Below are 22,991 nucleotides of genomic sequence, written 5' to 3'. Positions count from 1 at the left end.
GGAGGAACGACTGGGATCGGCTCGGATCCTCGGTGGCTCAGGGCGAGACGAGCGTCGGCGGCGTCGACCACTTGTCGAGGTAGGAGCGGATGGTGTCGCGCATGTAGGTGCTCGACTCACGCGCGCGGTCCTCCCAAGCGAAGACGCACGACGTGACGATGCCGTCGAAGCCGATGCGCTCGAGGCCGGCGAAGAACTGGCCGAAGTCGACCTCGCCCTGCCCGATGTCGAGGTGCTGGTGCACCGTGACCTGCGACCCAGGCGGGTTGACGATGTAGCGCAGCCCGGACGACGCGGAGTGGTCGTAGGCGTCGGCGACGTGGACCATCGTCAGCAGGTCGCCGGCCTTGTCCATGATCCCGTCGGGATCGTTGCCCTGGTGGAAGGTGTGCGGCGCGCAGTAGAGGAACGACACGTTGGGGCTGTTGATCCCCCTGATGACGTCGACGGCGCGCTTGCCGTCCTCCTCCCAGTCGTCGGGGTGCGGCTCGAGCACGAGCCGGATCCCCTCCTTCTCGAAGACGGGCAGCAGCTCCTCCATCGACTGCCAGAACATCCGCTCGCAGACGGCCGCCTCGCGGGGGTTGCCGTTGAGCTCGGAGTTCATCGTGTCGACACCGAGGTCGCTGGCGATCTGGATGGCGCGCGTCCAGTAGCGCACGGCCGCCTTCCGGTCGTCCTCGTCGGGACCCGACCACCGGAAGAGTGGCAGGAGCGACGACACCCCGACCCCCGCCGACGCCAGCGCCGACCGGAACGCGGCCACGCCCGCGTCGTCGACGCGCGGGTGGTTGAAGAAGGGGATGAAGTCGTCGCGCGGCGACAGCTCGATCCACTCGTAGCCGAGGTCGGCCACGAGAGAGGGCAGCTCGAGCAGCGGCGTCTCACGGAACATGTACGGGTCGAGGGCGAGCTTCATGACGAGGACTCCGGGTGAGAGGTGGTGCCGACGGGAGTGATGAACGGACGCTGGGTGGTCTTGTGGTCGACGTACACGGCGTATGCCGTGCGCGTCGTGTCGAGGTCGCTGACCTCCGAGACCGGCACGTCCCACCATGACGCGCTGTCGGGCGCGTGGACGAGCGGGTCGGTCTCGACGTGGATGACCACGGGCCCGCCGTCGGCCGGAGCGGCCTTGGCCTCCTTGATCGCCTGGTGCAGCTCGTCGAGCGAGTGCACCTCGATGACGTGCGCGCCGAGCGAGCGCGCGTTGGCGGCGAGGTCGACGGGCAGGACGTCACCGTCGAGGCGCCCGGACGACTCACCACGGAAGCGGTAGCTCGTGCCGAAGCGCTGCGAGCCGAGCGACTCCGACAGCGAGCCGATCGAGTGGAAGCCGTGGTTCTGCACGAGGACGACGATGACCTTGATGCGCTCCTGCACCGCCGTGACGAGCTCGGTCGGCATCATGAGGTAGCCGCCGTCGCCGACCATGGCGAAGACGTCGCGCGACTCGTCGGCGAGACGGATGCCGAGCGAGGCCGGCACCTCGTAACCCATGCAGGAGTAGCCGTACTCGACGTGGTACGCCTTGCGGTCGCGCACCCGCCACAGCTTGTGGATGTCGCCGGGCATCGAGCCCGCCGCACAGAGCACGACGTCGCGGGGGTCGGTCAGCTCGTTGACCGCGCCGAGCACCTGGCCCTGGGTGAGCAGGCCATCGGCCAGCCGGTCGGTGACCTCCGGAGCCGGGTGGAAGGCCGCCTCGACCGAGGCGTCCCACTCGGCCCACAGCGCGGCCTGGCGTGACCGGTGGGCGTCGTCGACGGCATACCCGTCCAGCGCAGCGGTCAGCGCGACGAGCGCCTCCCGGGCGTCGGCGACGACCGAGAGCCCCGAGTGCTTGCCGGCGTCGAAGCGCGCGACGTTGACGTTGACGAAGCGGACCCCGTTGTCCTGGAAGGCTGTCCGCGAGGCGGTGGTGAAGTCGCTCCAGCGTGTGCCGATGCCGATGACGACGTCGGCCTCTGCGGCGAGCGCGTTGGCGGCCGTCGTGCCGGTCGAGCCGACCGCGCCCATCTCCTGCGGGTGCCCGTGCGGCAGGGACCCCTTGCCGGCCTGCGACTCACCGACGGGGATGCCCGTGGCCTCGCAGAACGCGCGCAGCGCCTCCTCGGCGCCGCTGTAGTGCACGCCGCCACCGGCGACGACGAGGGGCCGCTTCGCCGAGCGGATGACCGCTGCGGCGTCGGCGACGTCGACGGCCTCGGGCAGCGGACGCGCCACCCGCCACGTGCGCGGCGCGAAGAGCTCGAGCGGCCAGTCGTGCGCCTCGGCCTGGACGTCCTGCGGCAGCGAGATCGTCACGGCGCCCGTCTCGACGGGGTCGGTGAGCATCCGCATCGCACCGAGCAGCGCCGACGGCAGCTGCTCGGGACGGCTGACCCGGTCGAAGAACTTCGACAGCGGGCGGAAGGCGTCGTTGACCGTCACGTCGGCGGCATACGGCAGCTCGAGCTCCTGGAGCACCGGGGACGACACTCGCGTCGCGAAGGTGCCAGACGGGAGCAGCAGCACGGGCAGACGGTTGATCGTCGCCAGGGCGGCGCCGGTCAGCATGTTCGTCGAGCCGGGACCGACGGACGCGGTGCACGCCCACGTCTGCAGGCGGTCCTTCTGGCGGGCGTAGGCGACGGACGTGTGGACCATCGCCTGCTCGTTGCGGGCGAGCACGTACGGAAGGTGCTCCTCCCCGTCGGCGAGCTCGTTCTGCAGCAGCGCCTGGCCGATCCCGGCGACGTTGCCGTGGCCGAAGATCCCGAAGCAGCCGGCGAAGAGCTTCTGCCGCTCGCCGTCGCGCTCGCTCCACTGGTTGGCGAGGAAGCGCACCACGGCCTGGGCCACGGTCAGACGCACCGTCCCGGCCGCGTGGGTGTCGCTCGTCATCGAGCACCTCCAAGGGGAAGTCGGGGGTCGACCGGCTGGTCGGACCACGTGTCGCGGACCCAGCCGTGTGCGGGGTCGTCGCAGATGAGCCAGGCCCGCTCGGCACCCGGGCCGGCCATGACGTTGAGGTAGTAGAGGTCGTAGCCGGGGGCGGCCATCGCCGGGCCGTGCCAGCCGTGCGGCACGAGGACGACGTCGCCCGAGCGCACCTCGGCGAGCACGTCGATCGGCCGGTCGTCCGTGCCGTAGACCCGCTGGTAGCCGACCGGACTCGTACCCGCGGCCTCCGGAGCACTGGCCGACGGGGCGACCTCGAAGTAGTAGATCTCCTCGAGCTCCGTCTCGACCCCCGGCCGCTCCTCGTCGTGCTTGTGCGGCGGGTAGGAGCTCCAGTTGCCGCCGGGGGTGATGACCTCGCAGGCGATGATCGAGTCGGCGTCGAGGACGCCGGGGATGCCGAAGTTGCGGACCTCGCGGGACGCGACGCCGGCGCCGCGCAGCTCGACGGGCACGTCAGCGACGCCCACGTGACGGAACGGCGGCGTGTGCCGTCGCGTCGCGCGGGCGCCGCAGACGGCGATCCTGGCGGGACCGCCCTCGGCGGTCACCGTGACGTCGCAGTCGCGCGCGGCGTAGGCGACGTCGGTGGGCCCGGCGAAGACCGAGGCCCGACCCGCGAGGACGGCCTCGTGCTCGAGACCCTCGGGGTCGACGGCCGTGACGGCGACGGATCCCGAGAGCGGCACGACGACGTGCTCCCACTCCCCGGCCGCGACGGTGCGGCTCTCCCCGGCAGCCAGCGCGGCGGCATACAACCGGGTGTGCGACCACCCGTCGAGGGCGTCGTCGATGGCGACCGACCACTCCGCCGTGCCGGCGCTCCCCAGGGGGCGCACCCAGCGCTCGTTGTCGCTCACGCGCGGACCCCGCTCCCGTGCACCAGCCCGGCGGCGATGTCGACGGCCGCGGCGACGTCCCCGTCGGGCGGGAAGAGCAGGGCGCGGCCGACGACGAGACCGCGCACGGCGGGCAGGTCGAGCGCGCGGCCCCACGAGGCGTACGTGTCCTGCGGGTCGCCCTGGGGGTCCCCGCCGAGGAGGAGCGTCGGCAGGGTCGTCGCGTCCATGACGCGGTCGAGCTCGTCGACGACGGGAAGCTTGAGCCACGTGTAGGCGCTCGAGGCGCCGAGGCCCGCGGCGATGTGGACCGACTTGATCGTCGAGTCGGGGTCGAGCTGGTTGACGACCCGACCGCCCTCGCGCGTCGAGAGGAACGGCTCGACCATCGCCATGACCTGGTGCTCGGCGAGCTCGGTGACGGCGTGGGCGCTCGCCTCGAGGGTGGCCACCGCGCCCGGGTCGTCGAGGCAGATGCGGGTCAGCATCTTCCCGCCGTCGATGCCGCGCGCCGCGATCTCGGCCGCGGTGTAGGCGGTGAAGCGGTCGTCGAGCTCGAAGCTGGCTCCCTGGAGGCCGCCGCGGTTCATCGAGCCGATGGCGATCTTGTCGTCGAGGGCGCCGAGCAGGAGCAGGTCGTCGAGGACGTCGGGCGTGCCGAGCACGCCGTCGACGCCGGGCCGCCGGAGGGCCGTGACGAGACGCTCGAGCAGGTCGCTGCGGCTCGCCATGGCGGCGCCGGCGCCGCGGACGCCGAGGGCACCGCGCGCGGGGTGGTCGGCGGCGACGAGGAGCATCCGGCCGTCCGCCTGGACGAGTGGACGGCGGCGGCGCGCGGCCCACGCGGCGGCGATGCGCCCGGGTTCGCGCACGCGGATCTCGGTCAGGTCGGCGACCCGGACGCTCGGGCTGACGGTGGGCTCGTGCTGCGTGGTGGTCATCGCGCCTCCTCGGCGGTGGTGGCGAACGGTGAGGCCTGCCGGCCGGCGGCGGCCAGGCGCTCGTCGACCTCGGCGGAGGTCGGCATCGCGGTGGAGCACTCGAGCTTGCTGGCGACGATCGCACCTGCGACGTTCGCGAACTCGAGGACGCGCCGCAGGTCCCAGCCCTCGAGCAGGCCGTGGCAGAGGGCGCCCCCGAACGCGTCGCCGGCACCGAGGCCGTTGACGACGTCGACGGGGAAGGGCGGGACCTCGAGCCGCTCGTCGCGGGTCGCGGCGAGCACCCCCTTGGGGCCCTGCTTGACGACGGCGAGCTCGACGCCGCGCTCGAGCAGCGCGTCGGCTGCTCGCTGGGGGTCGGTCTCGCCGACGGCGACCTCGCACTCCTCGCGGTTGCCGACGGCGACGGTCACGTGGTCGAGCGCACGCCCGACCTGCACGCTCGCCTCGGCCGGGTCGGACCAGAACATCGGCCGGTAGTCGAGGTCGAGCACCGTGTGGGTGCGGCGGGCCCGGACGTCCCAGGCGCGGAAGTGCGCGGCCCGGCTCGGCTCCTGCGAAAGCCCCGTGACGGTCGCCCAGAAGACGCCGGCGTCACGGATCGCGTCCAGCGGCAGCTCGTCGGCCTCGATCATGAGGTCCGGAGCGGTCGGGTAGCGGTAGAAGTACAGCGGGAAGTCGTCGGGCGGGAAGACCTCGCAGAAGGTGACGGGGGTCGGCGGGCCGGCGACGGCGGAGACGAAGGAGTCGTCGACCCCGAAGTCGCGCAGCGCCTCGTGGACGTAGCGGCCGAACGCGTCCTGCCCGGTCCGCGTGACGAGCGCGGTCCGGTGCCCGTGGCGGGCCGCCGCCACCGCGACGTTCGTCGCACTGCCGCCGAGGAACTTCTCGAACGTGCGCACCTTCTCGAGCCCCACGCCGTGCTGGAGCGGGTAGATGTCGACGCCCGTGCGGCCGATCGCGACGACGTCGTATGCCGTGTCGCCGGCCGCGGGGGTCGTGGTGTCCATGGCGTCCACGTCGCTCACAGGCTCGGGATCTCGTCGAGCGAGACGACGCGACCCTCGCGCCGGGAGAGCTCGCAGGCCTCGGCGACGCGGAACGCCTGGAGCGCGTCGTCGACGGTGCACGGCGAGGCCAGCGCCCCGCGGACGACGGCCGCGAAGGCCGTCAGCTCGGCGCGGTAGGCCGGCAGGAAGCGCTCCATGAACGACCAGTGGCGGGGGCCGACCGGGTAGGTGGCACCGGGCTCGGCGGAGGTGACGGCGAGCGAGTCGTCGTAGCCGACGCCGATCGTGCCGTCGCTGCCGAGGACCTCCATGCGCACGTCATGGCCAGCGCCGTTGTAGCGCGTCGCGGAGAGGTTGACGAGCGTGCCGTCGTCGAGCGTCAGGACGGCCGCGGCGGTGTCGACGTCGCCGGCCTCGGAGAAGAACGCGGCGCCCTTGTTGGCGCCGGTCGCGTACACCGAGGCGACCTCGCGGCCGGTGACGAAGCGGAGGATGTCGAAGTCGTGGATCGAGCAGTCGCGGAAGAGGCCGCCGCTCGTCGGGATGTAGGCGGCATGGGGCGGCGCCTGGTCGTGCGTCTGCGCGCGGATGCTGTGGACGAAGCCGAGCTCGCCGCCGGCCACGGCCTGCTGGGCGCGCTGGTAGCCGCGGTCGAAGCGGCGCTGGAAGCCGACGTGGACGGGCGTGCTCGTCGTGCGGACGAGCCGCGCGAGGTCCAGCGTCTCGTCGAGCGTGGCGGCCACCGGCTTCTCGCAGAAGGTGGGGACGCCGGCCTCGAGACCGAGACGGATGAGCGGCGCGTGTCCCGGCGTCGCCGTGGCGATGACGAAGCCGTCGACGCCCTGTGCGAGCAGCTCGGCCGGCGAGGCGGCGAAGCCGACCTCGAGCTTGTCCGCGACGGCGCGGGCGGCGTCGGCGTCCAGGTCGGAGACGACGACCTCGTCGACGTCGGACAGGTCGCGGAGGGTCTCGGCGTGGAACGCCCCGATGCGGCCGACTCCGGCCAGTCCGATGCGCATGTGCACACTCCCTTGGGTGATCGCGGTGGGCGGCGACCCGGTGGGGGTGGTCGCCGTGAGGTCCGGACGGCGAACGCCTCGACGTCGTCGTCCCTTCGAGAACGATGGTCCTGCCGTGGCCGTCGCCATGTCAAGCAAATGTTAGGACATTCTGATGTTTGATCAATCTCTTGACATGCATGCAGGAAGAGGAGCATCCTCCAATCGCTGGCACCGACGCCGGGACCGGCAGACATCGACACCGATGTCCGCCCGCGACGGAGGAGCCAGTGCGAGCACGGAGACCCACCACGTCGCCGGAGCTCGCCGAGATCCCCGCACACCTTCCGGGCGACGACCTCGCCCCACACCGTCCTCACCGGACGCGACGCAGCCAGACCGCTCAGCCCACGCGCACCACAGGCGCACCGGCCGGGTCGACACGACCCGACACCCCTCCAGCCCGCACCTCACGTGCCAGGCACACGGCATACGGGCTCCACCCTGATCGACGGATCGACCGTCACAGAACGTCGCGCCACTCCGGCGACCGGGCCACCGCGACGCAACGAAAGGAATCAACGATGACTCCGACTCGGACTCGCAAGAGCCTGACCGTCGCAGCCGGGATGGCCACGGCCGCCGCCCTCGCCCTCGCGGCGTGCAGCAGCGGCGGAGCCCCCGCCAGCACCGCCAACGCCGGCAGCGGCAGCGGCGCCGGCGACAACTCCGGCTACACGTTCGCCATGGTCACCCACGAGACCCCCGGCGACACCTTCTGGGACAAGATCAAGGCCGGCGCCACCCAGGCAGCGAAGAACAGCGGCATCACGCTCAAGTACTCCAACGACCCCGACCCGGCCAAGCAGGCGACGCTGATCCAGAACGCGATCGACTCGAAGGTCGACGGCATCGCCACGACGCTCGCCACGCCCGACGCCCTCGCCGGTGCGGTCAAGTCTGCCAACGACGCCGGCATCCCCGTCGTCGCCTTCAACTCCGGCATCGACCAGTACCAGCAGGTCGGCGCCAAGATGTACTTCGGCTCCGACGAGAACCTCGCCGGTGAGGCGACCGGCAAGCGCATCGCCGCCGCCGGTGGCAAGAAGGTCCTCTGCGTCATCCAGGCCGCCGGTTCGGTGGCCCTCGAGGCCCGGTGCGCCGGCGTCAAGAAGGGCATCCCCGCCACGGAGAACATCCAGGTCAACGGCGCCGACGACCCGTCGGTCGTCTCGGCCCTGCAGGCCAAGCTCGCGCAGGACAGCTCGATCGACTGGATCGTCACGCTCGGCGCCCCGATCGCCCTCGACGCCCTCAAGGCGATGGACGCAGCCAGCAGCAAGGCCAAGCTCGCCACCTTCGACCTCAACGTCGACGCCGCGCAGGCGATCCAGGACGGCAAGATCCAGTTCTCGGTCGACCAGCAGCCCTACGTGCAGGGCTACCTCGCCATCCAGTCGCTCTACCTCAACAAGAAGAACGGCAACGACATCGGTGGCGGCCTCGCCGTCCTGACCGGACCGTCGTTCGTGGACTCGAAGAACATCGCCGTGATCCTCCCGTTCGCCAAGAACAACACGCGCTGACCCACCGGGGCGGCCGGCCAGGGCAACCAGGGCCGGCCGCCCTTCCCGCACTCCACTGCTCGCTCGTCAAACCGGATCGGAGAGGTCCATGAGTCAAACCACCAAGACTCCACCCTCGGCACCAGCCGAGGCGTCGAACAGGGTCACGCTCGGCTGGTCGAACCGCCTGCTCGCCCGCCCCGAGGTCGGGGCCCTCGTCGCGGCGATCGTCATCTTCGTCTTCTTCCTCATCGTCGCCCCGGCCTTCCGGTCGCCCGCGTCGTTCTTCACCGTGCTCTACCAGTCCTCCACCATCGGCATCGTCGCGGTCGCCGTGGGAATGCTCATGATCGGCGGCGAGTTCGACCTCTCCGCCGGCGTCATCGTCACCACGGCGGGGCTCGTCAACGCGATGTTCTGCTACCAGCTCGGCATCAACCTCATCGTCGGCGCCGTGCTCTCGCTCGTCTTCTGCCTCGCCATCGGCTTCCTCAACGGCTACCTGGTGGTGAGGACCGGCATACCGAGCTTCCTCATCACCCTGGGCACGTTCTTCGTGCTGCAGGGCGCGAACCTCGGGGTCACGAAGCTCGTCACCGGCTCGGTCTCGACGCCCAACATCAACCAGATGGACGGCTACAAGACCCTCGACGCGATCTTCGCCTCGAGCTTCAAGATCGGCAGTGTCACCGTCGAGATCACCGTCCTCTGGTGGTTCCTCTTCGTCGCCCTGTCGGCGTTCATCCTCCAGCGCACCAAGATCGGCAACTGGATCTACGCCGTCGGCGGCAACGCCGACTCCGCCCGTGCCGTCGGCGTCCCGGTCAAGGCCGTCAAGATCGGCCTGTTCATGAGCGTGTCGTTCCTCGGCTGGTTCGTCGGCATGCACACGCTCTACAAGTTCGACACCCTCCAGGCCGGCAACGGCATCGGCAACGAGTTCCTCTACATCATCGCCGCGGTCGTGGGTGGCACGCTGCTCACCGGCGGCTACGGCAACGCCATCGGCGTCGCCATCGGCGCGTTCATCTTCGGCATGACGAGCCTCTGCATCGTCTACGCCGGCTGGGACCCCAACTGGTTCCGGGCCTTCCTCGGCGTCATGCTCCTGCTCGCCGTCATGGTCAACCTCTACGTCAAGAAGCTCTCGACCGCCCGAAAGGTGGGCTGACATGACTGACACCCTGTCCGAGCACGCGGACCCGGAGCTCCACTCGGGCGAGCCGCTCATCGAGATGAAGGACGTCGGCAAGACGTACGGCGCCATCCGCGCCCTCAAGGGCATCAACCTCACGGTGCGCGCCGGCGAGGTGACCTGCGTCCTCGGCGACAACGGCGCCGGCAAGTCGACCCTGATCAAGATCATGGCCGGCCTCCACCCGCACAACGAGGGCACGATGAAGGTCGACGGCAAGGAGGTCAGCTTCTCCTCGCCGCGCGAGTCCCTCGACCACGGCATCGCGACCGTCTACCAGGACCTCGCCGTCGTCTCGCTCATGGAGGTGTGGCGCAACTTCTTCCTCGGCTCCGAGCTGACGAGCGGCCGGGGCCCGTTCGCCACCCTCCGGATCGCCGACATGAAGCGCATCGCCGACGAGGAGCTGCGCAAGATGGGCGTCGTCGTCAAGGACATCAACCAGCCGATCGGCACCCTCTCAGGTGGCCAGCGCCAGTGCGTCGCGATCGCCCGGGCCGTCTACTTCGGCGCCCGCGTGCTGATCCTCGACGAGCCGACCGCGGCCCTCGGCGTCAAGCAGTCCGGCGTCGTGCTCAAGTACACGGCTGCGGCCCGCGACGCCGGCCTCGGTGTCGTCTTCATCACCCACAACCCGCACCACGCCTACCTCGTCGGCAACCACTTCGTCATCCTCAAGCTCGGCCAGGCCGTGCTCGACAAGAAGCGCGCCGACGTCGGTCTCGACGAGCTCACCCGCCAGATGGCCGGCGGCGACGAGCTCACCGAGCTCTCGCACGAGCTGCAGAAGTGAGCGGGGTGGCGTCATGAGCGTCGCCGTCGCCCACCACACCCGCAGCTCGAGCGGGCTCGCGCTCCAGGAGGGAGCCCGCCAGGCGGCATACCGCGGGACCCACCTCCTCGTCGTCCACGTCGTCGAGTCGCTCGACAACGACATCGCGGAGGCCAACAAGGCCGGTATCTCCGATGCCGTCGAGAGCGCGCTCGAGGCCGCCTGCCTGCCCGACCTCCAGTGGGACGTGCGCCTCGTCCCCGGGGGCCGGGACATCGCGGACGTCTCCGAGGCGATCCTCGCGACCGTGCACGAGCTCGGTCCGGACCTGCTCGTCATCGGGGCCCGGCGCCGCTCGCCGATGGGCAAGGCCTTCCTCGGCAGCGTCGCGCAGAACATCATCCTCGACGCGGACGTGCCCGTTCTCGTCGTCAAGAGCCCGAGGTGATGACACGAGGGTGTGCTGACATGAACACGTGCGTGCATGACCGAATCGTCTCGTTAGTCTGCGGCCATGCCCAAGCCCGTTGACGTCCGCATCGACCGCGAGACGCCGGTCCCGCTCTACCACCAGCTGGCCGAGCAGCTGAGCGCGGCCATCGCGGACGGCGTGCTCCAGCCGGGGGACCCGTTCGAGAACGAGGTCGCGATGGCCGACCGGCTCGGCCTGTCGCGACCGACGGTGCGGCGGGCCATCCAGGAGCTCGTCGGGCAGGGCCTCCTGCTCCGGCGGCGAGGTCTCGGCACGACGGTCGCGGGCCGCCAGATCCACCGGCGGGCCGAGCTGACGAGCCTCTACGACGACCTGCGGCGCGAGGGCTCGGGGGACCCTCGCACCCAGGTGCTGACGCACGAGGTGACGACCGACGAGGTCGCGGCGACGGCGATGGGCCTCCCGGCCGACACGCCGTTGCTGCGCCTCGTCCGGCTCCGTCTCGACGGCGACCGGCCGCTCGCGATCCTGCGCAACTGGCTGCCGCCGGCCTACTCCGACATCAGCTGCGAGGACCTCGAGCACGACGGCCTCTACGCCCTGCTCCGTGCTCGCGGCGGCAAGCCCGTCGTGGCCCACCAGCGCATCGGTGCGCGGCAGCCGTCGGCCTCCGAACGCAAGCACCTGAACCTCACGCCGTCCCAGCCGGTCCTGACGATGTCGCGCACCGCGTTCGACGCCGTCGGCGGCCCCGTCGAGTACGGCGACCACTGCTACCGCGCCCAGGACTACTCCATCGAGGTCATGCTCGACGAGCGCTGACCGCGCCGGCGTCGGTCGCGCACCCGACCACCGAGAAGGTATGCCGTGTCGACCCTTTCGCTGCCCACCGCCCTCCCTGCCCCACGTCGTCCGACGCCCGACAGCGTGCCCAGCCTTCGCTGGGGCATCCTCGGCACGGGGTGGATCGCGTCACGCTTCGTCGCATCGCTCCGGGCCTCGACGACGCAGCAGGTCGTGGCCGTGGGGTCGCGGTCGCAGGCCTCGGCCGACGCCTTCGCCCGGGGTGCGGGTGAACTGCGGACGCACGCGAGCCACGAGGCACTCATGAGCGACCCGGACGTCGACGTCGTGTACGTCGCGACGCCGCACCACGCGCACCTGGCCGGCGCACTCCTGGCCGTCGGGGCCGGCAAGCACGTCCTCGTCGAGAAGCCACTGGGTCTCGATGCGTCTGAGGCACAGTCGATCTCGGCTGCTGCCGCGGCCGCCGGCGTCTTCTGCATGGAGGCCATGTGGTCGCTCTTCCTGCCGCGCTTCGACGTCGTGCGGCAGGTGCTCGACGCGGGCCTCCTCGGCGAGGTGCGCACCGTCATCGCCGACCACGGCGAGCACTTCGACCCGCCGCACCGCATCCTCGACCCGGCCATGGCCGGCGGCTCGCTCCTCGACCTCGGCACCTACGTCACGACGCTGGCGACATGGGCGCTCGGCCCGGCCACGCGCGTCCTGGCGTCCGGCGAGTCGACCGCGTCCGGGGTCAACGGCCAGGCCGCGATGCTCCTGACCCACGCCGGCGACGCGACGAGCGTGCTCCATTCGACGCTGCTCACGCGTACGCCCACGGCGGCCACCATCGCCGGGACGGAGGCCACGCTGACCCTGCCCGGACCGTTCTTCATGCCCGGCGACGTCGTCGTCACCTCCGCCGACGGGTCAGGCTCGGTGACGTGGACCGACCCCGAGCCGATCGGCCACGGCGCGCTCTACCACTCGGCCCTCGAGGCGGCCCGCTGCATCGGCGACGGCCTGCTCGAGTCTCCCCTGCACGACGCAGCGTCGGTCCACGCCAACATGCGTGCCCTCGACGAGGTCACGAGACAGGTCGGCGTCACCTACTCCCCCGCGGTTTGAGGTGATCGGGCGCACGTTGCAGCGGCGCGCCCACCTCAACCGGGTGGTCAGGACAGCGGGGTCAGGACGTCCCTGCCGAGGAAGGGGCGCAGGGCCTCGGGCACGCGGACCGAGCCGTCGGCCTGCTGGTGGTTCTCGAGGATCGCGACGAGCCAGCGCGTCGTGCCCAGCGTGCCGTTGAGCGTCGCGACGGCGCGGGTGCCCGAGCCGTTCGGGTCGCGCTCGCGGGTGTTGAGCCGGCGCGCCTGGTAGGTCGTGCAGTTCGACGTCGATGACAGCTCGCGGAACTTGCCCTGCGTCGGCACCCAGGCCTCGCAGTCGAACTTGCGGGCGGCCGGACCACCGAGGTCGCCGGCCGCCGTGTCGATGATCCGGTAGGGCACCTCGATCTTGGCGAGCATCTCCTGCTCCCACGCGAGCAGGCGCTGGTGCTCGGCCTCGGCGTCCTCGGGACGGCAGTAGCTGAACATCTCGACCTTGTGGAACTGGTGCACGCGGATGATGCCGCGGGTGTCCTTGCCGTGCGACCCCGCCTCGCGGCGGTAGCACGCCGACCACCCGGCATACCTCTTCGGGCCGTTCGTCAGGTCGATGATCTCGTCGGAGTGGTAGCCGGCGAGGGCGACCTCCGAGGTGCCGGTGAGGTAGAGGTCGTCGGCCTCGAGGTGGTAGACCTCGTCGGCGTGCGCGTCCATGAAGCCGGCGCCGACCATGACCTCCGGGCGCGCGAGCGTCGGCGTGATCATCGGCGTGAAGCCGGACGCGGTCGCCTGGGCCATCGCCATGTTGAGCAGCGCCAGCTCGAGGAGGGCGCCGACGCCGGTGAGGTAGTAGAAGCGCGCACCACCGACCTTGGCGCCGCGCTCCATGTCGATGGCGCCGAGCTTCTCGCCGAGCGCGAGGTGGTCGAGCGGCTCGAAGCCCTCGGCCTCGAAATCCCTTGGCGTTCCAACGGTCTCGAGCACGACGTAGTCGTCCTCACCGCCGACGGGCACACCGTCGATGATGACGTTGCCGACCCGGCGGAGCAGGCGCTCGAGCTCGGCCCCGGCCTCGTCGGCGTCGCTCTCGAGCGACTTGACCTGCTCGCTCAGCGTGCCGGCGTGCGCCCGCGCCTCGTGCGCCACCTTCTCCAGGTGGTCGGCGTCGTCGGCGCCCGACTTCTTCGCCTTCTGGAAGGCACCCATGGCCGCGCCGACCGACTTGCTGACGGTCTTCTGCTCGGCGCGCAGCCTCTCGAAGTCGCCGAGGGACGATCGACGGCGCTCGTCGGCAGCGAGGATCGCGTCCACGATCCCCGGGTCCTCACCACGGGCCTGTTGCGAGGCGCGGACCCGGTCGGGTTCGTCGCGCACGAGCTTGATGTCGATCACGCGGGCCAGCCTATCCGCGCGCCCCGCGGACCCACGACCGAGATCCCGCCGGTCCCCCACCCTCCCCACCTCGAGTGAGCGCTTGACCACACACGACTGAGCACTCCGTCCCATCCGTCGCGTGACGCGTGGGGCGGCGCGCTCGCTCGACTGTTACCGCGCGCTCGGCGGTTTCAGGGCGTGTGCGCAACGGTGAGTAGTGCTTTGAGTTTATGGGCGGGGGTGTGGAAGCCGAGGGTGGCTCGGGGGCGGGTGTTGAGCAGTTGTTCGACGTGGGTGATCTGCTCGTCGGTGACGGTGGTGAAGCTGGTGCCTTTGGGGAAGAACTCGCGGATCAGGCCGTTGGTGTTCTCGTTGGTGCCGCGCTGCCAGGGCGAGTGCGGGTCGCAGAAGTAGACCTTGCAGTCGGTGGCGATGGTGAACCGGGCGTGGTCGGCCAGTTCGGCGCCTTGGTCCCAGGTCAGGGTCTTGGCCAGGTGGGCGGGCAGCGTGGTGATCATCGCGGTGAGCCGGTCGGTGACGGTGGCGGCGTCGCGCCGGCCCGGTAGTCGCGCGAGCATCACGTACCGGGTGGCCCGCTCGACCAGGGTGATCAGGGCGCTGGAGCCGCGGGCTCCGATGACCAGGTCGCCTTCCCAGTGCCCGGGGACGGCGCGGTCGGTGGCCTCGGCCGGGCGGGCGGTGATCGTGGCGTCCCCGACCCAGGACTTTCCGCGGGGCCGGGTGGCCAGCTTCGAGGCCGGTACGCGCGAGGTGCGCCCGCTGCGCAGGGCTTTCTCCCGGGCCAGCTCGGCGCGCAGGCTGCCGCGGCCTTGCACGTAGAGGGCCTGGTAGAGAGTTTCGTGGGAGATCCGCATGGACTCATCGTGGGGGAACCGCGCGAGCAGCTCGCCCTGGATCTGCTGCGGGGACCAGTGCGAGGTCAATCCCTCGAGGACGACCGTGCGCAGGCCGGCGTGCTCGGGCCGGTCCAGCTTCCGCGGCTGCGGGCGGGCCCGGTTGGTGACGGTGCGTGCCTGGGCGACCCGCACCGAGTACACCTCGGCGACGCGGTTGCGGCGCAGCTCGCGGGTCACGCTCGAGCGGTGCACGCCCAGCTCGGCCGCGATCCGGGCCGGGCAGCGGCCCTCACGTAGCCGCAGCGCGATCAGGCCCCGACCGGCCTCGGTCAACCGGCCCCGAGCGTCGGTGAAGTCGCCGTGTACCGACGGCGCCGCCAACGTCGGGTTGACCAGCCCACCAACCGGTCCCATCCGCATCCTCATGCCGGCCACCTTGGCCCAGCGGGCGACCGCGAACCGGTCCACCCCGACCTGCCGGGCCACCTCCAGTCCCGACATGCCCGCCTCGAGCAGCCCCAACGCCTGCTCCCGCTGACCTACCGAATACCGCCTCAGCCCTGCAGTCATCGTCCCGCCTCACACGACATCCGTGTTGCGCAGACGATCTGAGACCGCCCTCACTCGAGTGGGGCGGGGCGCTCACTCGACTACTCGGGGCGGATGAGGGCGTATGCCGTCACGGCGTCGGCCGGGAGGCCGCGGACGTCGATCTGGACCCGCCCGGACGGCAGCCCGAGGTGCACGGTCCGCTGCACGGCGCCGTCGCACGCAAACGGGCGCGAGTAGAGCGGCTCGCCGTGGCCCCACGTGCCGGGCGCGGCGTCGTAGACGGCGTAGCTCGAGCCCTCCGTGGCCCGACCGGCGGCGCAGGCGACCTCGACCGTGTAGGTGTGCCCCTCGGCGACCGGCACGCCGGGGACGTTGCGGAACGCCTTGCCCGAGCCCTGCTTGGTCACGACCACCCGCGCCACCTCACCGGCCACCGGCGGAGGCACCGTAACGGCGGGGGGTGGCCCGGGGTCGATGGGCGTCAGGGAGACCTCGGGCGTCGCGGTCCCCGCGGACACGCCAACCGTGGGCGACACGCGCACGCCTCCGTCGGTCGTGCACCCGGCAGCCAGCAGGGCCGTGGCCACCGCGGCCACCACCGGCACGGCCTCGACGACACGGCGCAGCCTCATGACCCGACTCTAGGACCGGCCGGGCCGACTGGGTATGGCCCCTGTACAGACGTCGAAGGAGCAGACATGAGTGAGAGCACGAAGTCCCGCGAGTCCATCGAGACGGCCCCGAGCGAGGAGGCGCGACTCGGGTCGCACACCGAGACCGGAGCACCGGCGCCGAGTGACCGCAACTCGCTCACGGTCGGCCCGGACGGCCCGATCCTGCTGCACGACCACCACTTCCTCAACCAGATGGCGCACTTCAACCGCGAGCGCATCCCGGAGCGCAACGTCCACGCCAAGGGCTCCGGCGCGTTCGGCACCTTCGAGACGACCGAGGACGTGTCGGCCTACACCAAGGCCGCGCTCTTCCAGAAGGGCGCCAGCACCGAGATGCTCGCGCGCTTCTCGACGGTCGCCGGCGAGCAGGGCAGCCCGGACACGTGGCGCGACCCGCGCGGCTTCGCGCTGAAGTTCTACACGACCGAGGGCAACTACGACCTCGTCGGCAACAACACCCCGGTCTTCTTCATCCGCGACACGATGAAGTTCCCGCACTTCATCCGCAGCCAGAAGCGCCGCGGCGGCTCGGGGCTGCGCGACAACCACATGCAGTGGGACTTCTGGAGCCTCAACCCGGAGTCGGCGCACCAGGTCACCTACCTCATGGGCGACCGCGGCATCCCGAAGACGTTCCGCCACATGAACGGCTACGGCAGCCACACCTTCCTCTGGGTCAACGAGGCCGGAGACAAGCACTGGGTCAAGTACCACTTCCACAGCAACCAGGGGGTCGAGGGCCTGACCGGCGCCGAGGCCGAGCGGATCGCCGGTCAGGACGCCGACCACCACCGCCGCGACCTCCACGACGCGATCGAGGCGGGCGACTTCCCGAGCTGGACGCTGTCGATCCAGGCCATGCCCTACGAGGACGCGAAGACCTACCACCTCAACCCGTTCGACCTGACGAAGGTGTGGCCGCACCGCGACTACCCGCTCATCACGGTCGGCACGATGACGCTGAACCGCAACCCCGACAACTTCTTCGCGCAGATCGAGCAGGCGGCCTTCGAGCCGTCGGCGGTCGTACCGGGCATCGGCTTCTCGCCCGACAAGATGCTGCTCGGCCGCGTCTTCGCCTACAGCGACACGCACCGCTACCGCATCGGCCCGAACTACCTCCAGCTGCCGGTCAACCGGCCGCGCGTCGAGGGCCTCAACACCTACACCCAGGACGGCCCGATGGCCTACGACCACCACGGCGACCTGCCCGTCTACGCCCCCAACAGCGAGGGCCGCGGCTACGCCGACGAGGTCGGTGAGGTCGAGGAGGGCTGGGAGACCGACGGCGCCATGGTGCGCCAGGCCTACACGCTGCGCGAGGACGACGACGACTTCAGCCAGGCGGGGTTGCTCGTCCGCGAGGTCTGGGACGACGCCCAGCGAGAGACGTTCACCGAGACGGTGGCCGGCCACCTGCTCGGCGGCGTGAAGTCCCCAGTGCTCGAGCGCGCCTTCGACTACTGGAAGAGCGTCGACGCCGAGACGGGCAAGCAGATCGAGGAGCTCGTCCGCGCCGGCCTCGGCGGCGCCAACCCGGGCGGAGACGCCGACGACGCCAAGGTCGTCAACGACCCGATCGTCGAGACGAAGACGAACGCGGCCCACTGACGAGGCGTTTCGCCCCAGCAACACGCCGAGGTATGCCGTGTGCCCCCGTCAGGCACACGGCACCCTTGGTCGCGTGGTGACCGTCGAAAGTCCGCTTCGGGGTCAGAGGTGGATCCTCACCACCTGTCCGCCGCCTGCGTCGGTCGCGTGCGTGGTCACGTATGCGTGGTCACCGCGCAGCGCGAGGCCGTACGGCATGAAGAGGCCGCCGGCGACGACCGTCGGGGACGTCGAGTGCGGCCTGACACGCACCAGCGCGCCGATCGGCGGCGGGGATGCGAGCCCGTTCGACGCGATCTCCACGGCGTACAGGTGGCCCTTCTTGTCGAACGCGAGCGACGTGACGTTGGTCAGGCCGGTGGCCCACTTCGTGGGCGCGTGGCCCGGCTTGATGCGCCAGATGGCTGCCGACCCCTTCTCGAACGGGAAGCCGACGAGCTGCGAGACGTACCAGGCCCCGTCCGGTCCCTTGACGATATCCGTCGGCACCGCGTCGGCGGGGAAACCCGCCGGCGGGCCGGCAGGGGACGCCACGGTGGTCAGCACGGGCGGGAGCACGGCCACGTTCCAGACGTGCCTGCGGACCGCGTTCACGGAGTTGCCACCGGAGTCGGTGTAGACGAAGCCCCTTCCGGCCCGCGCCAGACCTGTCGGGTCGCTGTCGATGTCGGTGCCATCGGGGTTCTTGCGCTGCTCGAAGCCCGCGAGGTCGGCGATCGTCGTCACGCGCGCCTTGCCGTAGCCCTTGAGCTCGACCTTCAGCAACTTGCCGAGGTCACGGCCCTGGGGTCCGAAGCTGGTCCGATACTCCGGAGAGCCACCCAGGCCCGTGGTGAGCGCGAAGGTGTCCTTCCCGGTGAAGACGAGGTCGGCCGGGCCGAGCGCATCAGCCGGCGACCCGACGGACGGGAGCCCGGTCACGACCCTCTTGACGTATCCCTCAGCACCTATGCGGGCGACCGATCCGGTCAGGCCGACGCAGGCCTGGGCGCCCCCGTCCGGGTCCAGGGGGCTGGGACGGCAGGCGGTGTTGCCGGTGGTGCCGGCCTCCGCGACGTAGAGAGAGCCACTCGGGCTGAAGGCGAGCTGGCGAGGACTGTTGAGGCCGGAGGCGATGACCTTCGGTTGGTGAGACGGTGCTGAACTTGCTTGCGCAGCAAGGGAAGTGACCCCAGCAGTGCTGGCGGTCACAGCCACTACACCGACTCCGACAAGGCGACGAATGAGCGATTTCTTGATCATGTACATCCCTGTTCGGTCATCCCCTGACCCAGCCACGGTAGGACCTGCGCCATGACCCGGCCAAGGGTTCCCCGCAAGTGGGCGGACATGTCCCGTTTGGGAATCCGACCGACCACATGCGGGGGTTGATGCCGTTATCTGACCCCGGCCACTTGACCTCGGCCACTTGACCTCGGCTACTTCACCTCGGCGCGGGTCAGGCGCCAGATGCCGACAGCGAGGGGCGCGACGACCCAGACGGCGACCGAGGTGGCGAGGTGGGCCCACTGGGCACCGGTCAGCGATCCCTCGAAGAGCGGCTGCATCGTCTGGTTCATGTCGAGCCAGGTCGCGGCATCGCCCAGCCACGAGACCATCGAGCCGAGGATCGACCACGCGGTCGGCAGGACGAAGAAGACGACGACCGCAGCGGGCGTGTTCTTGAAGAGCATGCCGAAACCGACACCCTGGGCGATGCCGAGCAGCACGTAGCCGCCGGCGCCGAGGAGCACGAGCGCGTCCGTGGACCAGTCGCCGGTGATGCCGCGGAAGGTGATCGCGGCCTGGTGGGCCAGGGCGGCCAGCACGAGCGACAGGGCGAAGGCGCAGACACCGACGAAGAGGGCCGAGAGGAGCTTGGCCCACGCGATGCGCATGCGGCGCGGTTCGAGACCGAAGGTGACGAGGCCGGTGCGCTGGCTCCACTCGGACGTCACGGCGAGGATGCCGACGACCGGGAGGATGAGCGCCATCGGCATCGTCGTGGCCTGGAGGTACTCGCCGAAGGCGTGCTGGCCGCCCTCGTTGAAGAACATGATCGTCAGCGCGATCGCGATGATGGCGCCGATGCCGATGAGGAGCCAGCGGCCCGCGCGGGTGTCGAGCATCTTGCGCAGCTCGACGTGGACGAGACGGCCGAAGGGCACCCCGGTCGTGGGACGCGGGCCGGCGATGCGGCTCGGCACCTTGGCGTGGGTCGGCAGGGCCGACTCGGCGTTCTTGGAGACGGGAGCCGCGGTGGGCGTCGTCGTGGTCGTGGCGGTCATGCCGCCACCTCCTCTCGGGCGGCGTCGGCCGTGAGGTCGAGGAACATCTCCTCGAGGCCCCGGCTGTCGGCGCCGCGCAGCTCGGTCAGGACGATCTGGTGGGCAACGGCGACGCGGCCGACGGCGATCGGCTCGGCCTCGACCTGCAGGCCGCCCGTCGGGGTGCGCTGGGCGACGATCGAGGCCTCGGCGAGCGCGGCCAGGAGGGCGTCGTCGTCGGTGGAGCGGGTGTAGGTACCGGCCCCGGCGAGCAGCTCGTCCTTGGTGCCCTGAGCGACGATCGTGCCGTGGCCGATGACGATGATCTCGTCGGCGACGCGCTCGATCTCGTTGAGCAGGTGCGAGCTGAGCAGCACCGTGCCGCCCTCGTTGGCGTAACCGCGCAGGAGGTCACGCATCCAGCGGATCCCGGCGGGGTCGAGCCCGTTGGCCGGCTCGTCGAGGATGAGCACCTCGGGGTCACCGAGCAGAGCGTGGGCGATGCCGAGCCGCTGGCGCATGCCGAGGGAGTAGTTGCGCACCCGGCGGTTCGCCTCCTTCTCGGTGAGGCCGACCAGCTCGACCATCTCGTCGACGCGGTGCTTGCCGACACCCATGAGGATGGCGCCGAGCGTCAGGACCTCGCGGCCGGTGCGGCCGGCGTGCTGCGCGGAGGCGTCGAGCAGGAGGCCGACGTGGCGGCCGGGGTTCGGCAGGGCGGCATACGGCTTGCCGAGCACCGTGGTCCGTCCTGACGTGGCGGGCGTCAAGCCGGCCATGACGCGCATCGCGGTCGTCTTGCCGGCGCCGTTGGGGCCGAGGAAGCCGGTGACGAGGCCCGGCTTGACGTCGAAGGAGACGTCGTCGACGGCCGTGAACGGGCCGTAGCGCTTGGTGAGTCGTTCCACTGTGATCATGGGCTCCACCCTCCCGGGAGAAGCGGTGGTCGCACATCCGTCACAAGCCTGATTCCGACCCCTACCTAGGTCGCACCCGACCCTGACCGGAGTCAGGGTCCGTGCTCAGGGTCGGACCCGGTCGGCGGTCGCGGACGAGACCTTGGTCGGATGCCGTCGCGCCCGGTCGGCGCCTACGCTGGCCGGGTGCCGCTGCCCCGGATCGCCCGCACCCGACGGGGCCACGTGTGGGGTGAGACGTGGCGGCTCGGGGTCGCCTTCCTCTTCGGGCTCGCTCTCTGGGGCGCCGTGCAGGCGCAGCTCGACCAACGCCACGTGGAGCCGACGTTCGGCAAGGACTGGCTCCTCGTCGACCTCGCGATCGGGCTCGGCTCGACGACGCTGCTGCTCTGGCGCCGCCGCTGGCCGCTCGCCGTCGCCGTCGTCACGGCGGCCCTCTCCGGGATCTCCTCCGTGGCGATCGGCGCGTCCGTCGTGGCGCTCGTGTCCCTGTCGACGCGCCGCCACTGGCGCGAGATCGCGGTCGTCCTCGTGCCGTGGATGGTGGCGGGCTGGTCGCACTCGATGGTCTACCCGACCGAGGACCAGGTCGTCACCCTGCCGAACGTCATCATCGGCCTGCTCAGCTATGCCGTCAGCGTCGCGATCGGCTGGGCCATCGGCGAGCGCCGCGCCTTCGTCGCCTCGCTCCACGAACGGGCCCTGACCGCCGAGCGCGAGCAGGCGATGCGCGTCGTCCAGGCGCAGGTGGCCGAGCGCGCCCGGATCGCGCGCGAGATGCACGACGTCCTCGCACACCGGATCTCCCTGGTGGCCATGCACTCCGGCGCCCTCGCCTACCGCACCGACCTCACGCCCGAGCAGGTCTCCGAGACGGCCGAGGTGGTCCGCGAGAGCGCCAACCAGGCCCTGACCGAGCTGCGGGCCGTGCTCGGCGTGCTCCGCGACGTGCCCGGCTCGGGGGCTTCCCTCGACGGCACGCCCCAGCCGCCGCAGCCGACGCTCGCCGACCTCGAGGCGCTCGTCGCCGAGGCACGCTCCGGCGGCACGACGGTCCGGCTCGACCGGTCGGGTGACCTCGAGCGCGTGCCCGAGCAGGTGTCGCGCGGCGCGTACCGAATCGTGCAGGAGGGCCTGACGAACGCCCGCAAGCACGCCCCGGGCGCGGCCGTCCGGGTCACCGTGGCCACCGCCCCGGAGGGCGGCCTCGACGACGAGGCGGTGCGGGTGACGGTGCGCAACCCAGTCCCGCGCGGAGGCGGGGAGGCAGCGGACGGCATACGCCAGGACGTCACGGTGGGAGCCGGGCTGGGGCTGCTCGGGCTCACGGAGCGGGCCGTCCTCGCCGGGGGCGAGCTGACCTACGGTCCCGACCGCGCGGGCGACTTCGTCCTCACGGCCCGGCTACCGTGGTCGCGATGACCGGGGACCCAAGGCGTACGCGCGTCGTGATCGTCGACGACGACGCGCTCGTGCGTGCCGGGCTGAGGATGATCCTCGGTGGGGCACCCGACCTCGACGTCGTCGCGGAGGCGGGTGACGGCATCGAGGGTGAACGCGTCGTCGACGAGCACCGGCCCGACGTCGTCCTCATGGACATCCGGATGCCGCGCCGGGACGGCCTCGAGACGACGAGAGCGCTGCTGTCCGAAGGCGCCCGTGCCGTCCGCGGTGCGCGCGGCGACGACCTCAAGGTCATCGTCCTGACGACCTTCGACGCCGACGACATGGTCGTGCAGGCGCTGCGGGCCGGCGCGCACGGCTTCCTGCTCAAGGACACCGAGCCGCGACGGCTCGTCGAGGCGGTGCGCCTCGTCTCCGCCGGCGAGCCGATCCTGTCGCCGAGCGTCACCGCGACCCTCATGGCCCATGTCGCGACCGGCGGAGGAGCCGTGGCGGACGCGGGCGACCGGCGACGGGCCGACGCCGAGGCCCGCCTGGCGACCCTCACCGACCGCGAGCGCGAGGTGGCCCTCGCCATCGGCCGCGGACTGTCCAACGCCGACATCTCGCGCGAGCTCTACCTCTCCGTGCCGACCGTCAAGGCCCACGTGTCGCGCGTCCTCGACAAGCTCGGCGCCGACAACCGCGTCCAGATCGCCATCGTCGTCCACGACGCCGCCCTCCCCTGAGCCCGGCGCGACAACTCTGCCCGGGCGGACCTCGCCC

The 22,991-nt window shown here is 71.2% G+C and carries 21 protein-coding genes; 9 read left to right on the top strand and 12 right to left on the bottom strand.

The window, feature by feature from the left end; genetic code table 11:
* Window positions 1-37: 37 nt before the first annotated feature.
* From AB4Z14_RS04880 to AB4Z14_RS04855, 6 genes are read right to left on the bottom strand one after another with little or no spacing between them, the layout of a single operon-like run.
* Window positions 38-919, bottom strand: a complete 882-nt coding sequence (locus AB4Z14_RS04880; protein ID WP_442274214.1) for a sugar phosphate isomerase/epimerase family protein — start codon at window positions 917-919, stop codon at window positions 38-40.
* Window positions 916-2,886 carry a 3D-(3,5/4)-trihydroxycyclohexane-1,2-dione acylhydrolase (decyclizing) gene (iolD, locus tag AB4Z14_RS04875; RefSeq protein WP_442274213.1) on the bottom strand — a complete coding sequence of 657 codons (1,971 nt, stop codon included), beginning with the start codon at window positions 2,884-2,886 and terminating at the stop codon, window positions 916-918. The genes AB4Z14_RS04880 and iolD overlap by 4 nt, the downstream gene beginning before the upstream one ends.
* Complete coding sequence (iolB, locus tag AB4Z14_RS04870) at window positions 2,883-3,803, bottom strand: 5-deoxy-glucuronate isomerase (RefSeq protein WP_442274212.1); 921 nt, start codon at window positions 3,801-3,803, stop codon at window positions 2,883-2,885. Before iolB ends, iolD begins: the two co-directional genes overlap by 4 nt.
* Complete coding sequence (locus tag AB4Z14_RS04865) at window positions 3,800-4,723, bottom strand: Cgl0159 family (beta/alpha)8-fold protein (protein WP_442274211.1); 924 nt, start codon at window positions 4,721-4,723, stop codon at window positions 3,800-3,802. The genes iolB and AB4Z14_RS04865 overlap by 4 nt, the downstream gene beginning before the upstream one ends.
* Window positions 4,720-5,733: a 5-dehydro-2-deoxygluconokinase gene (iolC, locus tag AB4Z14_RS04860; protein WP_442274210.1), complete on the bottom strand. Its 1,014-nt coding sequence runs from the start codon at window positions 5,731-5,733 to the stop codon at window positions 4,720-4,722. The genes AB4Z14_RS04865 and iolC overlap by 4 nt, the downstream gene beginning before the upstream one ends.
* Before the next feature lie 14 nt (window positions 5,734-5,747).
* Window positions 5,748-6,752: a Gfo/Idh/MocA family protein gene (locus tag AB4Z14_RS04855; protein ID WP_442274209.1), complete on the bottom strand. Its 1,005-nt coding sequence runs from the start codon at window positions 6,750-6,752 to the stop codon at window positions 5,748-5,750.
* Between the two features lie 563 nt (window positions 6,753-7,315).
* On the opposite strand from AB4Z14_RS04855, the gene AB4Z14_RS04850 reads away from it, so the two are divergent.
* The 6 genes from AB4Z14_RS04850 to AB4Z14_RS04825 all read left to right on the top strand — a co-directional run bounded on the left by AB4Z14_RS04850 (window position 7,316) and on the right by AB4Z14_RS04825 (window position 12,610).
* Window positions 7,316-8,317: a substrate-binding domain-containing protein gene (locus AB4Z14_RS04850; protein WP_442274208.1), complete on the top strand. Its 1,002-nt coding sequence runs from the start codon at window positions 7,316-7,318 to the stop codon at window positions 8,315-8,317.
* 88 nt (window positions 8,318-8,405) lie between these two features.
* On the top strand, window positions 8,406-9,467 hold the full coding sequence (locus AB4Z14_RS04845) for an ABC transporter permease (RefSeq protein WP_020143648.1): 1,062 nt from the start codon (window positions 8,406-8,408) through the stop codon (window positions 9,465-9,467).
* A 1-nt stretch (window position 9,468) separates the two neighbouring features.
* Entirely contained in the window at window positions 9,469-10,284 is an 816-nt protein-coding gene (locus AB4Z14_RS04840; protein ID WP_020143647.1) for an ATP-binding cassette domain-containing protein, read from the top strand.
* Between the two features lie 13 nt (window positions 10,285-10,297).
* A complete protein-coding gene (locus AB4Z14_RS04835; RefSeq protein ID WP_442274207.1) occupies window positions 10,298-10,711 on the top strand; it encodes a universal stress protein in 414 nt (137 codons plus the stop codon).
* A gap of 66 nt (window positions 10,712-10,777) precedes the next feature.
* Window positions 10,778-11,518, top strand: a complete 741-nt coding sequence (locus AB4Z14_RS04830) for a GntR family transcriptional regulator (protein ID WP_442274206.1) — start codon at window positions 10,778-10,780, stop codon at window positions 11,516-11,518.
* Between the two features lie 45 nt (window positions 11,519-11,563).
* Window positions 11,564-12,610 carry a Gfo/Idh/MocA family protein gene (locus AB4Z14_RS04825; RefSeq protein WP_442274205.1) on the top strand — a complete coding sequence of 349 codons (1,047 nt, stop codon included), beginning with the start codon at window positions 11,564-11,566 and terminating at the stop codon, window positions 12,608-12,610.
* A gap of 47 nt (window positions 12,611-12,657) precedes the next feature.
* Here the strand turns inward: AB4Z14_RS04825 and serS are convergent, their stop codons facing one another.
* The 3 genes from serS to AB4Z14_RS04810 all read right to left on the bottom strand — a co-directional run bounded on the left by serS (window position 12,658) and on the right by AB4Z14_RS04810 (window position 16,006).
* The gene (gene serS, locus AB4Z14_RS04820; protein ID WP_442274204.1) at window positions 12,658-13,983 is read right to left on the bottom strand and encodes a serine--tRNA ligase; all 1,326 of its coding nucleotides are present in this window, start codon (window positions 13,981-13,983) and stop codon (window positions 12,658-12,660) included.
* 173 nt (window positions 13,984-14,156) lie between these two features.
* On the bottom strand, window positions 14,157-15,323 hold the full coding sequence (locus AB4Z14_RS04815; protein ID WP_442274332.1) for an IS30 family transposase: 1,167 nt from the start codon (window positions 15,321-15,323) through the stop codon (window positions 14,157-14,159).
* A gap of 149 nt (window positions 15,324-15,472) precedes the next feature.
* The gene (locus AB4Z14_RS04810; RefSeq protein ID WP_442274203.1) at window positions 15,473-16,006 is read right to left on the bottom strand and encodes a hypothetical protein; all 534 of its coding nucleotides are present in this window, start codon (window positions 16,004-16,006) and stop codon (window positions 15,473-15,475) included.
* Window positions 16,007-16,072: 66 nt separating this feature from the next.
* On the opposite strand from AB4Z14_RS04810, the gene AB4Z14_RS04805 reads away from it, so the two are divergent.
* Window positions 16,073-17,659 carry a catalase gene (locus AB4Z14_RS04805; RefSeq protein ID WP_442274202.1) on the top strand — a complete coding sequence of 529 codons (1,587 nt, stop codon included), beginning with the start codon at window positions 16,073-16,075 and terminating at the stop codon, window positions 17,657-17,659.
* Window positions 17,660-17,761: 102 nt separating this feature from the next.
* Here AB4Z14_RS04805 and AB4Z14_RS04800 read toward each other — a convergent pair whose 3' ends face one another.
* From AB4Z14_RS04800 to AB4Z14_RS04790, 3 genes are all read right to left on the bottom strand, one after another.
* Window positions 17,762-18,901, bottom strand: coding sequence for a ScyD/ScyE family protein (locus tag AB4Z14_RS04800; RefSeq protein WP_442274201.1), 1,140 nt, complete (start codon window positions 18,899-18,901; stop codon window positions 17,762-17,764).
* Window positions 18,902-19,077: 176 nt separating this feature from the next.
* Entirely contained in the window at window positions 19,078-19,926 is an 849-nt protein-coding gene (locus tag AB4Z14_RS04795) for an ABC transporter permease (protein WP_442274200.1), read from the bottom strand.
* The gene (locus AB4Z14_RS04790) at window positions 19,923-20,822 is read right to left on the bottom strand and encodes an ABC transporter ATP-binding protein (RefSeq protein ID WP_442274199.1); all 900 of its coding nucleotides are present in this window, start codon (window positions 20,820-20,822) and stop codon (window positions 19,923-19,925) included. The genes AB4Z14_RS04795 and AB4Z14_RS04790 overlap by 4 nt, the downstream gene beginning before the upstream one ends.
* Before the next feature lie 186 nt (window positions 20,823-21,008).
* Here AB4Z14_RS04790 and AB4Z14_RS04785 point away from each other — a divergent pair, with 186 nt between their 5' ends.
* Together AB4Z14_RS04785 and AB4Z14_RS04780 are read left to right on the top strand one after the other, a co-directional pair.
* On the top strand, window positions 21,009-22,244 hold the full coding sequence (locus tag AB4Z14_RS04785; RefSeq protein WP_442274198.1) for a sensor histidine kinase: 1,236 nt from the start codon (window positions 21,009-21,011) through the stop codon (window positions 22,242-22,244).
* On the top strand, window positions 22,241-22,954 hold the full coding sequence (locus tag AB4Z14_RS04780) for a response regulator (protein ID WP_442274197.1): 714 nt from the start codon (window positions 22,241-22,243) through the stop codon (window positions 22,952-22,954). The genes AB4Z14_RS04785 and AB4Z14_RS04780 overlap by 4 nt, the downstream gene beginning before the upstream one ends.
* Window positions 22,955-22,991: the final 37 nt, after the last annotated feature.

Origin of the sequence: Terrabacter sp. 2TAF16 (assembly GCF_052115065.1) — a bacterium.
Taxonomy (GTDB): Bacteria; Actinomycetota; Actinomycetes; order Actinomycetales; family Dermatophilaceae; genus Terrabacter.
The sequence above is the reverse complement of the archived record's forward strand: the minus strand, read 5'-3'. Positions and strand labels throughout refer to the sequence as shown.

Bases quoted from the DNA above. Each gene is read 5' to 3' on its own strand.
- AB4Z14_RS04865 (WP_442274211.1), bottom strand. From the start codon at position 4,723: ATGACCACCACGCAGCACGAGCCCACCGTCAGCCCGAGCGTCCGGGTC.
- AB4Z14_RS04815 (WP_442274332.1), bottom strand. From the start codon at position 15,323: ATGTCGGGACTGGAGGTGGCCCGGCAGGTCGGGGTGGACCGGTTCGCG.
- AB4Z14_RS04850 (WP_442274208.1), top strand. From the start codon at position 7,316: ATGACTCCGACTCGGACTCGCAAGAGCCTGACCGTCGCAGCCGGGATG.
- AB4Z14_RS04800 (WP_442274201.1), bottom strand. From the start codon at position 18,901: ATGATCAAGAAATCGCTCATTCGTCGCCTTGTCGGAGTCGGTGTAGTG.
- AB4Z14_RS04830 (WP_442274206.1), top strand. From the start codon at position 10,778: ATGCCCAAGCCCGTTGACGTCCGCATCGACCGCGAGACGCCGGTCCCG.
- iolC (WP_442274210.1), bottom strand. From the start codon at position 5,733: ATGGACACCACGACCCCCGCGGCCGGCGACACGGCATACGACGTCGTC.
- AB4Z14_RS04840 (WP_020143647.1), top strand. From the start codon at position 9,469: ATGACTGACACCCTGTCCGAGCACGCGGACCCGGAGCTCCACTCGGGC.
- AB4Z14_RS04795 (WP_442274200.1), bottom strand. From the start codon at position 19,926: ATGACCGCCACGACCACGACGACGCCCACCGCGGCTCCCGTCTCCAAG.
- iolD (WP_442274213.1), bottom strand. From the start codon at position 2,886: ATGACGAGCGACACCCACGCGGCCGGGACGGTGCGTCTGACCGTGGCC.
- AB4Z14_RS04835 (WP_442274207.1), top strand. From the start codon at position 10,298: ATGAGCGTCGCCGTCGCCCACCACACCCGCAGCTCGAGCGGGCTCGCG.
- AB4Z14_RS04780 (WP_442274197.1), top strand. From the start codon at position 22,241: ATGACCGGGGACCCAAGGCGTACGCGCGTCGTGATCGTCGACGACGAC.
- AB4Z14_RS04810 (WP_442274203.1), bottom strand. From the start codon at position 16,006: ATGAGGCTGCGCCGTGTCGTCGAGGCCGTGCCGGTGGTGGCCGCGGTG.
- AB4Z14_RS04790 (WP_442274199.1), bottom strand. From the start codon at position 20,822: ATGATCACAGTGGAACGACTCACCAAGCGCTACGGCCCGTTCACGGCC.
- AB4Z14_RS04845 (WP_020143648.1), top strand. From the start codon at position 8,406: ATGAGTCAAACCACCAAGACTCCACCCTCGGCACCAGCCGAGGCGTCG.
- AB4Z14_RS04855 (WP_442274209.1), bottom strand. From the start codon at position 6,752: ATGCGCATCGGACTGGCCGGAGTCGGCCGCATCGGGGCGTTCCACGCC.
- AB4Z14_RS04805 (WP_442274202.1), top strand. From the start codon at position 16,073: ATGAGTGAGAGCACGAAGTCCCGCGAGTCCATCGAGACGGCCCCGAGC.
- AB4Z14_RS04880 (WP_442274214.1), bottom strand. From the start codon at position 919: ATGAAGCTCGCCCTCGACCCGTACATGTTCCGTGAGACGCCGCTGCTC.